This is a genomic window from Bacterioplanes sanyensis, from assembly GCF_002237535.1.
In the GTDB taxonomy this organism is placed as follows: Bacteria; Pseudomonadota; Gammaproteobacteria; order Pseudomonadales; family Oceanobacteraceae; genus Bacterioplanes; species Bacterioplanes sanyensis_A.
In genome coordinates this window covers 3,635,209-3,648,695 of the sequence record NZ_CP022530.1, presented here as the reverse complement: position 1 = coordinate 3,648,695, position 13,487 = coordinate 3,635,209, and the positions used below count along the sequence as shown (strand labels likewise).

General features: G+C 54.3%; 14 protein-coding genes. 10 read left to right on the top strand and 4 right to left on the bottom strand.

Features of this window, described 5'->3' with window-relative positions; translation table 11 throughout:
- Window positions 1-118 precede the first annotated feature (118 nt).
- From CHH28_RS16555 to CHH28_RS16535, 5 genes are all read left to right on the top strand, one after another.
- The gene (locus CHH28_RS16555) at window positions 119-586 is read left to right on the top strand and encodes an SUF system Fe-S cluster assembly regulator (protein WP_157729966.1); all 468 of its coding nucleotides are present in this window, start codon (window positions 119-121) and stop codon (window positions 584-586) included.
- A gap of 56 nt (window positions 587-642) precedes the next feature.
- On the top strand, window positions 643-2,016 hold the full coding sequence (locus tag CHH28_RS16550) for an energy transducer TonB (protein WP_094061357.1): 1,374 nt from the start codon (window positions 643-645) through the stop codon (window positions 2,014-2,016).
- A 193-nt stretch (window positions 2,017-2,209) separates the two neighbouring features.
- Window positions 2,210-2,827 carry a hypothetical protein gene (locus CHH28_RS16545; RefSeq protein ID WP_094061356.1) on the top strand — a complete coding sequence of 206 codons (618 nt, stop codon included), beginning with the start codon at window positions 2,210-2,212 and terminating at the stop codon, window positions 2,825-2,827.
- Window positions 2,828-2,860: 33 nt separating this feature from the next.
- Window positions 2,861-3,655 carry a tRNA cyclic N6-threonylcarbamoyladenosine(37) synthase TcdA gene (gene tcdA / locus CHH28_RS16540; protein ID WP_094061355.1) on the top strand — a complete coding sequence of 265 codons (795 nt, stop codon included), beginning with the start codon at window positions 2,861-2,863 and terminating at the stop codon, window positions 3,653-3,655.
- Window positions 3,656-3,813: 158 nt separating this feature from the next.
- Window positions 3,814-4,506, top strand: a complete 693-nt coding sequence (locus CHH28_RS16535) for a hypothetical protein (RefSeq protein WP_094061354.1) — start codon at window positions 3,814-3,816, stop codon at window positions 4,504-4,506.
- Here the strand turns inward: CHH28_RS16535 and CHH28_RS16530 are convergent.
- Window positions 4,503-5,540: a nucleoid-associated protein gene (locus CHH28_RS16530; RefSeq protein WP_094061353.1), complete on the bottom strand. Its 1,038-nt coding sequence runs from the start codon at window positions 5,538-5,540 to the stop codon at window positions 4,503-4,505. The two genes, CHH28_RS16535 and CHH28_RS16530, sit on opposite strands and share 4 nt — an antisense overlap.
- A 1-nt stretch (window position 5,541) precedes the next feature.
- The gene (locus CHH28_RS16525) at window positions 5,542-6,084 is read right to left on the bottom strand and encodes an adenine phosphoribosyltransferase (protein WP_094061352.1); all 543 of its coding nucleotides are present in this window, start codon (window positions 6,082-6,084) and stop codon (window positions 5,542-5,544) included.
- A 159-nt stretch (window positions 6,085-6,243) separates the two neighbouring features.
- On the opposite strand from CHH28_RS16525, the gene CHH28_RS16520 reads away from it, so the two are divergent.
- Window positions 6,244-7,536 (top strand): NCS2 family permease, encoded by a 1,293-nt coding sequence (locus tag CHH28_RS16520; RefSeq protein WP_094061351.1) that lies wholly within the window; start codon window positions 6,244-6,246, stop codon window positions 7,534-7,536.
- 34 nt (window positions 7,537-7,570) lie between these two features.
- Here CHH28_RS16520 and fghA read toward each other — a convergent pair whose 3' ends face one another.
- Entirely contained in the window at window positions 7,571-8,413 is an 843-nt protein-coding gene (gene fghA, locus CHH28_RS16515; protein ID WP_094061350.1) for an S-formylglutathione hydrolase, read from the bottom strand.
- Window positions 8,414-8,422: 9 nt separating this feature from the next.
- Window positions 8,423-9,547 (bottom strand): S-(hydroxymethyl)glutathione dehydrogenase/class III alcohol dehydrogenase, encoded by a 1,125-nt coding sequence (locus CHH28_RS16510; RefSeq protein ID WP_094061349.1) that lies wholly within the window; start codon window positions 9,545-9,547, stop codon window positions 8,423-8,425.
- 134 nt (window positions 9,548-9,681) lie between these two features.
- On the opposite strand from CHH28_RS16510, the gene CHH28_RS16505 reads away from it, so the two are divergent.
- The 4 genes from CHH28_RS16505 (at window position 9,682) to CHH28_RS16490 (ending at window position 13,472) form a co-directional block, all read left to right on the top strand.
- A complete protein-coding gene (locus CHH28_RS16505) occupies window positions 9,682-10,572 on the top strand; it encodes a LysR family transcriptional regulator (protein WP_269843664.1) in 891 nt (296 codons plus the stop codon).
- A 73-nt stretch (window positions 10,573-10,645) separates the two neighbouring features.
- The gene (locus tag CHH28_RS16500) at window positions 10,646-11,209 is read left to right on the top strand and encodes a glutathione peroxidase (RefSeq protein WP_094061348.1); all 564 of its coding nucleotides are present in this window, start codon (window positions 10,646-10,648) and stop codon (window positions 11,207-11,209) included.
- A gap of 454 nt (window positions 11,210-11,663) precedes the next feature.
- Window positions 11,664-12,386, top strand: coding sequence for a hypothetical protein (locus CHH28_RS16495; protein ID WP_094061347.1), 723 nt, complete (start codon window positions 11,664-11,666; stop codon window positions 12,384-12,386).
- Window positions 12,387-12,665: 279 nt separating this feature from the next.
- On the top strand, window positions 12,666-13,472 hold the full coding sequence (locus CHH28_RS16490; protein ID WP_094061346.1) for an AraC family transcriptional regulator: 807 nt from the start codon (window positions 12,666-12,668) through the stop codon (window positions 13,470-13,472).
- Window positions 13,473-13,487: the final 15 nt, after the last annotated feature.

The following is a 13,487-nucleotide window of genomic DNA, read 5'->3' as shown; positions in this document are numbered from 1 at the left end:
CTCGGGTATAAGAAAGATTACCACATTGGTATGCTTAATTGCCGCGCATCGTATCAAAATGGTTGAAACTTGACCAATCGAGAGTATTTCTCATTAAATGCAGGGAGTAGGAGGGCTCATGCTTAAAATCGGCAAACTGACGGATTACGGCATATTAGTGCTGGATGCTCTGGCGCAAGCAGGCTCTGTGCAGCAGTCGACGGAGTCATTGGCCGCGGCGACAGGACTGACAGTGTCCACTTTGCGCAAGGTAATGAAGACATTGGCCGATGCGGGCCTAGTCATTGCCAGGCGCGGTGCTCACGGCGGTTACCGCCTAGCGCGGGCGCCAGAACAGGTGAGCATACTCGACGTTGTAGTGGCCTTTGAGGGGCCAGTGGCGCTGACGGAGTGTAGTCAATTAGGGTCAGATTGTGATATTCAATCCAGCTGCTCTTTGGCGTCCGGTTGGATGGGGGTCAACGACTTGCTGATGCAGATACTGGCTCGGGTCACTTTGGAAGATGTGCGTCAGCAGACTTTAGCGCAACACTTGCCTGCACGGGTGTTAGACAGCAACCAGCGCATACGACTGGTGAATCTGTAACCGGGCAGCGTCTTGTGGGCTGGCGACAAAAATGACAACGATAATAAGGAGTAAGCATGCAACGGCAGTTTTGGTTGCTGATCATTGGGGTGGTGTGGTGTTCAGCGGCGATGGCAACATTGCCTCCTTTGCAAGGCAGTGCGGTGTATCAGCGACTGGGTACCGACATGTTTCGTGCCACGGTATACAGTGATCAAGCCGACTGGCAGAGCTGGACGCAGCCACAAACGCAGTTGGCGCTGGAGATGCGCATTGTCACCGATTACATGTCCGCGCGACGTTTCTATCGCGTTTGGAATGAGGCGCTGGCAATTAATCTTGACGACAAGCGCTTGATGGCATCGGCCGAGCCCATTGGCCGTTTCTTGCGCAGTGTTGGCGGCTCATTGCAGCCAGGCGACCGCTTGTTAGTCAGCAACTTGGACGGCGTCAGTCGCATCACGGTTAACGATATTCAAGTACTCGAGTGGGCGGACCCTGCGCTGGTGCCATTGTTGGCTAATGCTTGGGTTGGGCGCTTTCCTTATTCGCCTTCATTCAAAGAGCAGCTAACCGGCTTGGACCCCGCCGATCGTCATGAGGCCATGGTGGCGGTTGAATCCATTCAACCACAAGTCGGCCGCGATGCCGTGATCCAAGGTTGGTTGCAGCCAGTGGCCGCAACTGCTGCGGTGAGCGCTGCAGCCGTGTCAAAGCCGGCGGCGAGCACTTCTGCGCCTAAGACGAAGCCCAAAGCGCCGGTCAATAAGCCCACTGCGCCAGCGAAAAAAGTCGTCGCCAAAACTGAGCCAACACCTGCAGCTAAAGCGGCAGCGAAATCGCCAGCGTCTAAACCAGCCTCTGAGCCAGTTGTGGCCGATGCTGCCACTGTCGCAGCGCAGGAACCCTCAACAGAAAAGGCTGCATTGGAGGGCTTAGATGCGGCTGTCAACGAGGCCGCGGAGCAGCTCGCCGAGGCTGCAGCTGCGGAGCAGGCAGGCGATGAGCGACAAAATTTGTCACCTGAAGCCGTCGCAGATTCCAGTGAGCAGCCTGCTGCTTCTGCTGGTGAGCAGGCGGATGAGGTGGTGCAGGTGGCAACGGTCTCGGCACCACCGGCACCGTCAACTTCCAGCGTCGATTGGGCGGTGATGCAGATGGTCGAAATTGAGTACTATCGCACCTTGATCTCGATGGCGACGCGAGCGGTGCGCTATCCCAAGCGCGCCTTAATGCGCGGGCAAGAGGGCGAGGTCCGGGTGTTGGTGAAACTGGCGCCGTCTGGCTCTGTGTTGTCGCTGGAAACCGCTGTCAGCTCCAATGTTGAAGTGCTCGACCGCGCAGCACGAAAAGCGGTGGAAGATGCAGCGCCTTACCCCCCTGCACCAAGGCTATTGAGTGACGACATGTTAGAGTTCGAACTGCCGTTCCGATTTGCCTTGACCAACTAGTCCAGTGACAAAAATCGTCACCTTGTTGCAAAAATGCTAACCCCGTCACGAATTATTCGGACGGGTGGCGTATTGCGTCGTTGATGATTACATAGATAACAGACGACAATAGAGTCATACAGTTTTTAGAGGTCAGACGCCCGCTAAGCGATCAAAAGTTGCGCAGCAGTCTGACCGGTTGGAGGGTATGGCTATGGTTCGTCGATTACTGATGCTGATGTTAGGGACGACAATGGCCGTGGCAGCAAACGCTGCTGAGTTGGAAGGTATCGGAGTTTTTGAAAAACTCAACAAGCCTTGGTTTTTAACCGCTTTGTACAGTGACGCAGAACCTTTGGTAGCGACCCCGGACGGTCTGCCAGCAATGCGCCTGGAGCTCAAAGTGGTGGAAGAGAAAATTTCCGCACGCAAGTTTCGTCAACTGTGGCTGGAAGCATTAGCCGTGGTTCACAGCGACGATGCTTTAGTGCAGTTGGATGGTGACTTGGAGCGCTTTGCTTCGGTGGTACGCGGCGAGTTGACCACGGGCGATCACATTGTGCTAGAGCAACGTGGCGACAAAGTCGTGGTGAGCCTGAACTATCTGGATCACGCGGAGCTGTCGGCTGAGTTTTTGCCAACTTTGGTCAATACCTTGACGGCTCGCATCGCGCCGATTCCAGCACTGAAGCGTGGCCTGACTGGTGAACTGTCGGCGAATGAAACACGTCAATTGCTGAATCAGTTTGACCGCTTGGAGCCTAGCTTGCGCCGCATCAGTCAGACTCGTCGCTGGCAAGCACAGAGTGACGTACAGCTGAGTACGCTCTGATATACTGCGCACTTTTGCAATCACGGTAAGTGCGTGACTTCTGAATATCTACTTCGCTTTGGCGGCATCGGCCGCCTCTACGGTAAAGACGGCCTGCAGCGTTTGCAGGCCGCTCACGTTTGTGTCATCGGTATTGGTGGTGTCGGCAGTTGGGCCGCAGAGGCGCTGGCACGGTCCGGCATTGGTGAGCTGACGCTGATGGATCTCGATGATATCTGTGTCACCAATTCCAACCGTCAGGTACACACGCTTAACTCGACCGTGGGGCAGATGAAAACCGAGGCGGTGGCCAAGCGTATTGCTGGAATTAACCCAGAGTGTCAGGTGCATGTTTGTAACGAGTTTGTTACCCGCAATAATGTTGCCGAGCTGATTGATCAGCGCTTTGATTACGTCATTGACTGCATTGATAGCGTAAAAAACAAAGCGGCTTTGCTGGCACATTGTAAGCGCCAAAAAATTCGTGTGGTGACCACTGGAGCCGCCGGTGGGCAAATTGACCCAACCCAGATTGCGGTGGCGGATCTTAATAAGACTCACAACGACCCGTTGGCCAAAAAAACTCGCTCGTTATTGCGTCGCGAGTATGGCTTTTCGCGCAATCCGTCGCGTAACTATTCCATTCCGTGTGTCTATTCGACTGAGCAGCTGCGTTATCCGCAGGCCGATGGCAGTGTTTGTCAGACCAAGCAATTTGATGGCGATAGCACGCGTCTCGATTGTGCTTCCGGCTTTGGTGCGGCGACTATGGTAACGGGCACCTTTGGGTTTGTGGCCGCTGCTCGTGTGGTCGAGCGCTTGGCGATTGGGCAATCGAAGAAATCTTGATCATTGGCCTGGGTGACATACTGTCTGTCCCGCATGGTCGTTTTTCTGCAAGCTATTTGTCGGTATGTTATTGAAGGATGTGCGCCTGAGAGAATTCGGCTCGGCGTCGTAACAATAATAACAGCCATTGCAAAGGCTTCACCCGAGGAAAACGTTTCATGTTTAGGCTGCTGCTGTGTGGCATGATCTGGGTTTCCGGCACCAGCTGGGCATCACAATCCGATCTTTTACTGTTCGAAGCGCTGGCGCATCGCAGCACTGCCGATGCCAGTCTGATTTTCTTACGCCAGGGCGATGGCCTGTCGCGCCAGCGTCTGCAAGCGACGCTGCTCGCTGCGGACGATCAAGCCGCGTTATTGCGCCGCGATTGGCCAGAGCTGGTGCAAGCTTGGCAAGCCAGTCGAACCTTTATAGAGCAAAACCTGGAAATTGCCGCCAACAACGCCGATGTGCGCTTTCCCGTCAATCTCGATGGTCACCAGCAAGCTCTGTACGCAGATATTGTGCAAGCGCAGCAACAAGCCGATTCTAGCGGCAATCAGCAGCAGCTAGCGATGTTGCAGGCACTGACAGCGTTGGAACAAGTGGTGGCAGGTTATTTGTATTTTAATATCAATATTTTTGGCGGTTTGTCCGTTACCGATAACACCATTGAAACCGCCGCCGAGAAATTCACACAAGCGCTGCCAGCGCTGCCGGCTAACTTACGCCAGCGCTTGCAACGCAAATGGCAGTTCGTGGAAAAAGCCATTTTGGATTACAACCAAAGCAGTGCCGTGTTTATTGTTCGACGCACCACGGATTCCATGCGCGAGATGATTATTACTGAGCTGGGTGCCGCTCAGCCTTAGTCATCTCCGCGCAGTTGTTTGCGCAGACTGTCGGGCAATGTCTTAATCGTTAGCGTATCGCTGGCGGCATGGTAATGGATGGTTTCGTCCAATAAATGTGCCGAAAAGCTGATGCTCAAATCGCGATTTTTGCCGTTGTAGCGCAAGTATTGCTTCAGTGTTTTGCGATCGGGCGTAAGGGTGCTGGGCAAGGCGGCCTTGTCTTCATCCTGCTGCTGGCGCGCAACCACATAATGAGCGAAGTCCTGCCCGGCTGTTTGCTCGGTTTCGACCGTTGCGCTGATAAACTCCGACAGCTCTTTGACATCCACCTGTTCGCCGCGCATATCCTGCTCGACACAATATTCCACCACCTTGCTTTTATATTCGTGGCTTTTTTCTGCTGGCAGTTGCTGGCTGTAGTCTTCGACGGCTTGGAGAAACTCACGCGTCTCTTCTGCGCTGTCGAGGGTGTCGCAAAAGCCCAATACGTCGGCAAAGTGGTTTTGCAATGCTCGATCAGCGCGGCCGTAAGTCCAGGTCAGGTAGTTGTCTTGCTGTTGTTGCCAATCGGTCAGATTGAGCATGATGCCAAAACCTGTGCTGGCAAAGTCTAGGTAGTGGGTTTCACTCAAGCTCATGTCGGCGGCCACGCTGACGCTGGTTCTGTGCTGCAAATGAAACACATAGAGGCGATCACTGTCGGCCAGTTGTTCGACAAAAAAGGCGAAAAAGCCATCAATGGCGTATTCGCTGTTGTCCAAGCTGCCGGATAACAACAAGCCAATGCGCCGAGTCACTGCCGCGAACGACTGTCGCTGCGCCTGCCAATCTTTTAATAGCGCAGCGACCTGGGTAATTTCAGGGTGAAAAGCACCATAGCGACGACCGCCACGCTTGGCGAGAATGCCCTTTAGCTGCTGCGCTGTATGTTGGCAAAAGCCAGCCAGCAGCTCTTGCTCTAAATTGGCTTCGTCTTCGCTGTGAGTAAAGCTGGCGCCTGGGTCTTTTTCGCTTTTCTCAATGCGGTGAGTAATAAAATGTTGCAATGGCATATCAATGACCGTCGAATTCGCACACGGCGTACACGTCAAAGCCTGCCGCGCGCAGTTTGTCGCTGCCACCGAGGTCGGGTAAGTCGATGATGGCGCTGACTTCAACCACTTCCGCCTGCAGTTGGCGCACCAGTTCACAGGCCGCCAACATGGTGCCGCCGGTAGCGATCAAATCGTCCATCACTAAAACGCGATCGCCTGCTGCAAAGGCATCGGTGTGCAGCTCGATTGAAGCGCTGCCGTATTCCAGATCGTATTCTTGGGTGACGGTATCGAACGGCAGTTTGCCTTTTTTACGCACTGGCACCAGGCTCAGGCCGAGTTCGTACGCCAATGGCGCGCCAAGAATAAAGCCACGCGCATCGATGGCGGCGACGGCATCCAGCTGCATGTTCTGGTAGCGATGCACAAAGCTGTCGATCAGTTTGCGAAAAATATCGCGGCGTTGCAGCAGTGGCATGATGTCGCGAAACATAACGCCGGGCTCGGGCCAGTTGGGTACGGTGCGGATGGCTTCACGGATTTCCTGGCTGTATGCGCTCATATCGGTCTCAGTAGTAGTGGTTCGGTTCACGCCAAAGTAGACGATTGTAGCCTTTGCTTGGGTGACGCTCAAAAAGCCAGCCATTATACTGCTCGCGTGTGAAAAATCTGCCCAAGCGGTCAGCCCGAGCAGCCGCATCACCTTGAATGAGAGCAACTTATGCTGGAAAAATTGTTCCGGCTGTCGGAATTCGGCAGCAACGTCCGTAAAGAACTGGTGGCTGGTGTAACCACGTTTTTGACCATGGCGTACATTATTTTTGTTAACCCTGCCATGTTGGCCGACGCTGGCATGGACTACAACGCCGTGTTTGTCGCCACCTGTGTCGCTGCGGCGATTGGCTGTTTTATTATGGGCTTTTGGGCCAACCTGCCGGTGGCATTGGCACCCGGCATGGGGTTAAACGCCTTCTTCACCTACGGCGTCGTGCTGGGCATGGGATACACATGGCAAGCCGCGTTGGGCGCTGTGTTTTTATCCGGTCTGGTATTTATCGCACTGAGTTTGTTTAAGGTGCGTGAGTGGATCATTAACGCCATTCCGGCAACGCTGAAAAAAGCCATTGCCGCAGGTATTGGTGCTTTCTTGGCGCTGATTGCGCTGAAAAATGCAGGCATTATTGTCGACAACCCAGCCACATTAGTGGGCATGGGTGATCTGACCGAGCTGTCGCCAGCGTTGGCGATTTTAGGCTTCTTCCTGATCGTGACGTTCGTGCAGCGCAATGTGCCGGGTGCGGTGATGTTAGCGATCATGGCGGTCACCGTGCTGGGCCTGTTGGCCGGTGATGTGCAATACGCGGGTATCGCCTCGGCGCCGCCGTCTCTGGCGCCGACCTTTATGCAAATGGACGTCGCGGCCGCCTTCGACATCGCCATGATCAGCGTGGTGTTTGCTTTCTTGTTTGTCGACTTGTTCGATACCTCAGGCACCTTGATTGCGGTGTCGCAGCGCGCGGGTTTGGTCACGTCCAAAGGGGAAGTGCCGCGCTTGGGTCGTGCTCTGTTGGCCGACAGTACGGCATCCGTTGCCGGTGCGGCGCTCGGTACTTCGACCACCACCAGTTACATCGAAAGTGCATCCGGGGTTGCAGCTGGCGGTCGTACCGGTTTAACCGCAGTGACCGTCGGTGTGCTGTTTTTGCTGGCGATCTTCTTTGCTCCGCTGGCGGGCATGATCCCGGCTTATGCAACGGCGGGTGCGATTTTTTACGTGTCGGTGCTGATGATGTTTACTCTGAAAGAAGTAGAGTGGGACGATTTGACCGAAGCGGCACCGGTGGCGGTGATTTTGTTGATGACACCATTAACCTTCTCCATTGCGCATGGCATTACCTTGGGCTTTATCACCTACGCGGCGGCAAAGCTGTTGGGTGGTAAGCACAAAGAGGTCAATATCAGTGTGTTTGTGATCGCAGCATTGCTGCTGTTGAAAGTGATCTTCCTCGATTAATGTCGATAAAAAAGCCCGCAGATGCGGGCTTTTTTTACGCCATCAAATGCTGGTAATGGAAGCGCAAATGCTCTTCGATAAAGCTGGCGATGAAATAATAGCTGTGGTCATAGCCTGGGTGCTGGCGCAACGTCAGCGGGTAGCCGCGCATGTCGGCGGCTTGTTGCAGATGCTGCGGCTGCAGTTGCTGCTGCAAAAACTCATCGGCCAGCCCCTGGTCCACGAGTGTGGGCAGGGTAATGCTGGCACGACTCATCAGCTCGGTACTGTCCCACTCCTTCCAGCTGTCCTGGTCGTCACCTAAGTAGTGACGAAATGCTTTTTCTCCCCATGGGCATTGGCGTGGATGACTGATAGGGCTGAACGCTGAAATCGAGCGATAGCGCTCAGGTTGTTTTAACCCACATACCAAAGCACCGTGGCCGCCCATGGAATGGCCGCTGACAGAGCGCAGATTGGTGACCGGAAACTGGCTTTCAATCAGCGCCGGAAGCTCCTCTGTGACGTAGTCAAACATGCGGTAGTGCTGACTCCAAGGGGCTTGTGTGGCGTTCAGATAAAACCCCGCACCTTGGCCGAGGTCATAGTCGGCATCGTCGGCCACGTCGCTGCCACGTGGGCTGGTATCCGGTGCGACCAGCACCAGACCCAGCTCCGCTGCGGTGCGCATGGCGCCGGCTTTCTGCATGAAGTTCTCATCCGTGCAGGTGAGCCCGGACAGCCAATACAGAACCGGCATTGGCGTCTCTGGCTGGCAGCCGGGCGGCAAAAATACCGCGAAGGTCATATCGCCATTCACGCTGTCTGAGTGGTGGCGAAAGCGCCGGTGCCAGCCGCCAAAACACTGGTTTTGACTGATAAGCGTCAAAGTACTCATAGCTTCCCCTTAATAATGGATGACGCTGCGAATGCTCTTGCCTTCGTGCATGAGGTCAAATGCGTGGTTGATCTCATCCAGCGCCATCGTGTGGGTGATGAAGTCATTTAATTTAAACTCACCGGCTAAGTAGCGCTCAACATAGTCGGGCAGCTCACTGCGACCTTTCACGCCGCCAAAGGCGGTGCCGCGCCATACACGTCCGGTGACCAGCTGGAACGGACGGGTGCTGATCTCTTGGCCGGCGCCGGCGACACCAATAATCACCGACTCGCCCCAGCCTTTGTGGCAGCACTCTAGGGCAGAACGCATCACATCCACGTTGCCGATGCACTCAAAGGAGTAGTCCACGCCGCCGTCGGTCATGTCGACAATCAGGTCTTGAATCGGACCGTCATGCTCTTTCGGGTTGATGCAGTCGGTGGCGCCTAGCTGACGCGCCAGTTCAAACTTGGAGTCGTTGATGTCAATCGCCAGGATGCGCGACGCACCGGCCATCACCGCCCCAATAATGGCAGACAGACCAATACCGCCGAGACCAAACACCGCCACGCTGGCGCCAGGCTCGACCTTGGCGGTGTTCACTACGGCGCCCATGCCAGTGGTGACGCCACAGCCCAACAAGCAGATCTCTTCTAGCGGTGCTTTGGGGTTCACTTTGGCCAGAGCAATTTCCGGCAGCACGGTGTACTCGGAAAACGTCGAGCAGCCCATGTAGTGATAAATGGTTTCACCGTTGCAGCGAAAACGGCTGGTACCATCGGGCATCAGGCCTTTGCCTTGGGTAGCGCGTATTTTCTGGCACAGGTTGGTTTTGCCGGATTGGCAAAATTTGCACTCGCCACACTCTGGGGTGTACAGCGGAATCACATGATCGCCGACGGCAACGCTGGTTACCCCTTCGCCAACGGATTCGACAATGCCACCGCCTTCATGGCCCAAAATGGCTGGAAAGATACCCTCAGGGTCCTCACCGGATAAGGTGAAGGCATCCGTGTGACACACGCCGGTGGCGACAATACGAATGCGCACTTCGCCAGCTTTGGGTGGGTCGACTTCTACGGTTTCAATGCTCAGCGGTTGTCCCGGGCCCCAGGCGATGGCGGCGCGGCAAGTCAAAGTTTGTGCAGACATGGTGAGTCCCTATTCAGTCGTATTAACACTCGGGCACCGAGTTATTCAGGGGTGCCCTAGAAGAAGTACCGTGAATCAGTGTAATCTTTTCTCAAGAGCAGATAATGGGCGCAAACATAAAATGAGTATTACAGGTGGGTAATAATGCTAATGCGTCACCATTGCCTGATTGGAGTGGTGTGCGGGAATTTGTGGCGGTGGCCGAGCGTGGTAGCTTCACGCGCGCGGCGCAGTGGCTGGGGTTGTCGACGGCACATATTAGCCGACAAATTCAGGCATTGGAGCAGCGACTCGGCAGCGTATTGCTGCATCGCACTACACGCAAAGTCAGTTTGACCGAATCTGGAGAGCAGTACTGGCGCCAATGTCGGCCACTGCTGGATGCTCTGGCAGAGGCTGAGCGCTCATTGGGGCAATGGCAAACAACACCGGTTGGGCGGCTGCGGGTAACGGCGCCGATGAGCTACGGCGAGCGCCATATCGCGCCGTTGCTGAACAGCTTTGCGGCGCGTTATCCGCAGTTGCAGCTGCACTACTGGCTCACCAATCAAGCCTTGGATTTGACTGAGCAGGGGTATGATCTGGCCATTCGGGTTGGCCCGTTGCAGGACAGTCGTTTGATTGCCCAGCGCCTGGCCGGTCGGCGGCTTATTGTCTGTGCTTCGCCCGAGTATTTGGCTGCATTCGGCTGCCCACAGTCGGCGCAACAATTGCAGCAACATCACTGCCTGGCGGGTACGTTGGACTATTGGCGCTTTGCCGACGGTCAAGTGGTGGCCATTTCGCCGCGGCTGCGAGTGAACAGTGGCCCGGCGCTGTTGGACGCTGCGTTGAAGGGCTTAGGGGTCGTGCAGCTACCGGACTATTACGTTGATCGTTATCTCGATAGCGGCCAACTGCGTGCGGTGCTGGAGTCGTATCAGCCACAGGAAGAGGGCATTTGGGCGCTGTATCCGAACAGCCTAAGAGCGTCGGTCAAAGTACGCTTGCTGGTTGAGCATCTGCAAGCGCAGTTATCACCCTGATACCGAAGCGCTTGAACCTTTTGCAGCTCTCTTGTATCTATGTACAGACTTTGTATAGCTATCGGAGCTTTCCATGATGTCTTTTTTACGCGCGACCACCGCGGGCCTGCTGTTAATGGCAGGCAATTCGGTGTGGGCGGATGTCGATACCACGGCTGGTGCTTGGCAGTGTCCGGAAATTTTTCAGCACGACATGAAACAGTTACACAGCTCAAAGGTGCTGAACTTGTGCGATGTGGTAGCGGGCAAACCGGTGCTGCTGGTGAATACCGCCAGCCATTGTGGCTTCACCAAGCAGTTTGGTGATCTGGAGGCGATTCATCAGAAGTATAAAGATGAAGGCCTGGTGGTGATGGGCGTGTCGTCGGATTCCTTTAATCAGGAAGCTGAAAGCGAGGAAAAGGCGGCGGAAATTTGCTTCAAGAACTTCGGTGTGTCCTTCACCATGCTGGCCACAGTGCCGGTCAGAGGCGATGAAGCCCATCCCTTGTTCAAAGAAGTGGCGGAGCAGGATACTGCGCCCAAATGGAATTTTTATAAGTATCTGATCAACACCCAAGGCCAGGTGGTGAGCTCTAACTCGAGCATGACCTTGCCGGATGATGACGATATTCAAGCCTTGCTGGCTGGAAGTTAAGCCGCGTTGGTTAGCTGGTGGCATAAAAAAAGGCGCCCTTTGGGCGCCAAATCCTGTGTCCAATTCTGGCTCTAGGAGAGAGGAAGGAAGTCAGAACGGATACAGTGGTATGACCCTGCCGTGTTTGGGGGGTTCCCTCTGCTCAGAATAAATTATCAGGTCTGTCTGTTTAGTCAGCTCAATGGCCTAGTGTTTTGTCGCGCTGCCCTTACAGTCAGCACCATTCACTAGAGTCGTCACTATTGCCTGCACAAGCGCCCTCATAAGGCATCAGTAAGCTTCGTTGCCTTATCCAGCCACAGTGCTAAATACGGAATGTCATGGCCGTAAGTTGTGCTGGAGATGCTGATAGGATTCTCACTGATGCAAAAACGATGTAAAGGCCACACTTGGGTAGTTGGCCTGCGCGGTTGTCAGTGGTTAGCTAACCGCCATTCAACCACGGAGGAAAACCATGAATAAAATAACGTCCATTTTTGCCTTGTCTTTGTTTGTTGCTGCGTGTGGCAGCAGTGACGATGATCCGGTACCTGTGGTTGTCGACGATAGCGTTAAGTTTGAGCTGACCTTTGCGGACGCCAACTCGCCGTGGACGGTCGGTTATGCAGATTACCCTGGCGATGCAGAGGACATCTACAAGCTGTCGTCAGAGGTTGGCCCATTGCCTGCGCCGTTGCAGCAACAGCGCGGGTTAAATATCAAGGGTACCAATCGCAGCGATGACTTGTTTATGTTTGCCGAGCGCCAAATAACCGGGCTGGATAAGAACCAAGCCTATGAAGCGGATATTACATTGACCTTTGCCACCAATGTGCCCAGCGGCTGCTTTGGGGTAGGCGGCTCGCCCGGAGAAAGCGTGTACATTAAAGCGGGTATCGAGGAGCAGCAGCCCAAAGCGGAAATAGGGGGGGCTGGCTACTACCAAATGAACATCGACAAGGGCAATCAAAGTGTACCCGGCAAGCGGGTAAAACTGTTGGGGGATTTTGCCAACAGTCAGGAATGCGATAACCCACAGTCACCTTACGAGCTGAAAACGGTCAAAACCGATGCGCCGATTGAGTTCACCAGCACCGACGACGGCTCTGCCTGGGCCATTGTCGCCACCGATTCGGGGTTCGAGTCAGAAACCAGTATCTGGTACACCGCCATGGACATTGAGGTGCGCAAAAAATAAAGCGCTCTCAGTGACTGTGCTGCTGCGATTGCAGAGTTCTGTTCCTATTGTGTGAGCCACACGCCGGCTAACATCCTGTGGGGGATGGTTAGCCGGTCAATGATGGGAGTGGTGTGTGTTAGTGAGGGCGTTGAGCGAATATTTTAATGACTATTTAAATGGTTATTTGAGTTGGCCATGGAACAAGTCGTCGAATAAGCTCTGGCTGCTTCAGCATTTTACTGTGTGGATATGTTTTACTGTCCTGGCATGTATTGCAGTGTTGTGCAGGGCCCAGTAATGGAACATTCCCAGGTGTGGCGGCCACAGCAGTGGAGCGGTGTGGAATTGCTGGCGGCCAAATTTACCCGCTTTGAATTTGCGAAACATTGGCACGACGAGTTGGCCATCGGTGTGATCGAACAAGGCGCCGAGGGCTTGCACTATCAGGGGCAAAAGCTGCTGGTGCCACAGCGGCATATCGTAGCCATTAATGCCGCTGAAGTGCATACCGGCTTTGCTGGCAGCGAGCAGGGCTGGACGTATCGCATGTTTTATTTCGATACCGAGATATTGCAGCGCTGGTTAGGTCCAGAGTTGCCTCAGTTTTCGCCCACCTTGCAGCACAGCATTGTTCAGGATGACGAATTATTTCTTTGTTTACAACAACTGCATCAAGCTTGGCAATACGGCAGTTTATTGCTCAGTCAGCAGTCGCTGTTGTGTACCACCTTGGTGACCTTGTTTCAGCGTTATGGCGGCCATTACGCTACGACGGATGGCACAGCTGGCGTTACTGCCAGCATGTCTTTGGCGCGTGATTATTTGCATCAACACTGGCGTGACAATATAGGCTCTGAGGTGTTAGAGCAGTTGACAGGGTTAAGTCGTTTTCAGCTAATTCGCCAGTTTAAGCAGCAATATGGTATGGCACCGCATCAATATTTATTGGCATTAAAAGTACGCCATGCCCGGCACATGCTACTGCAGGGGTATAGCAGTGCTGATATTGCTGTGGCTTGCGGTTTTTACGATCAAAGCCACTTTTCTCGTAACTTCAAAAAAACTTTAGGTGTGCCACCAGCACGTTATGCCGCTGCATCATAGCAGCCTCAGTGCACA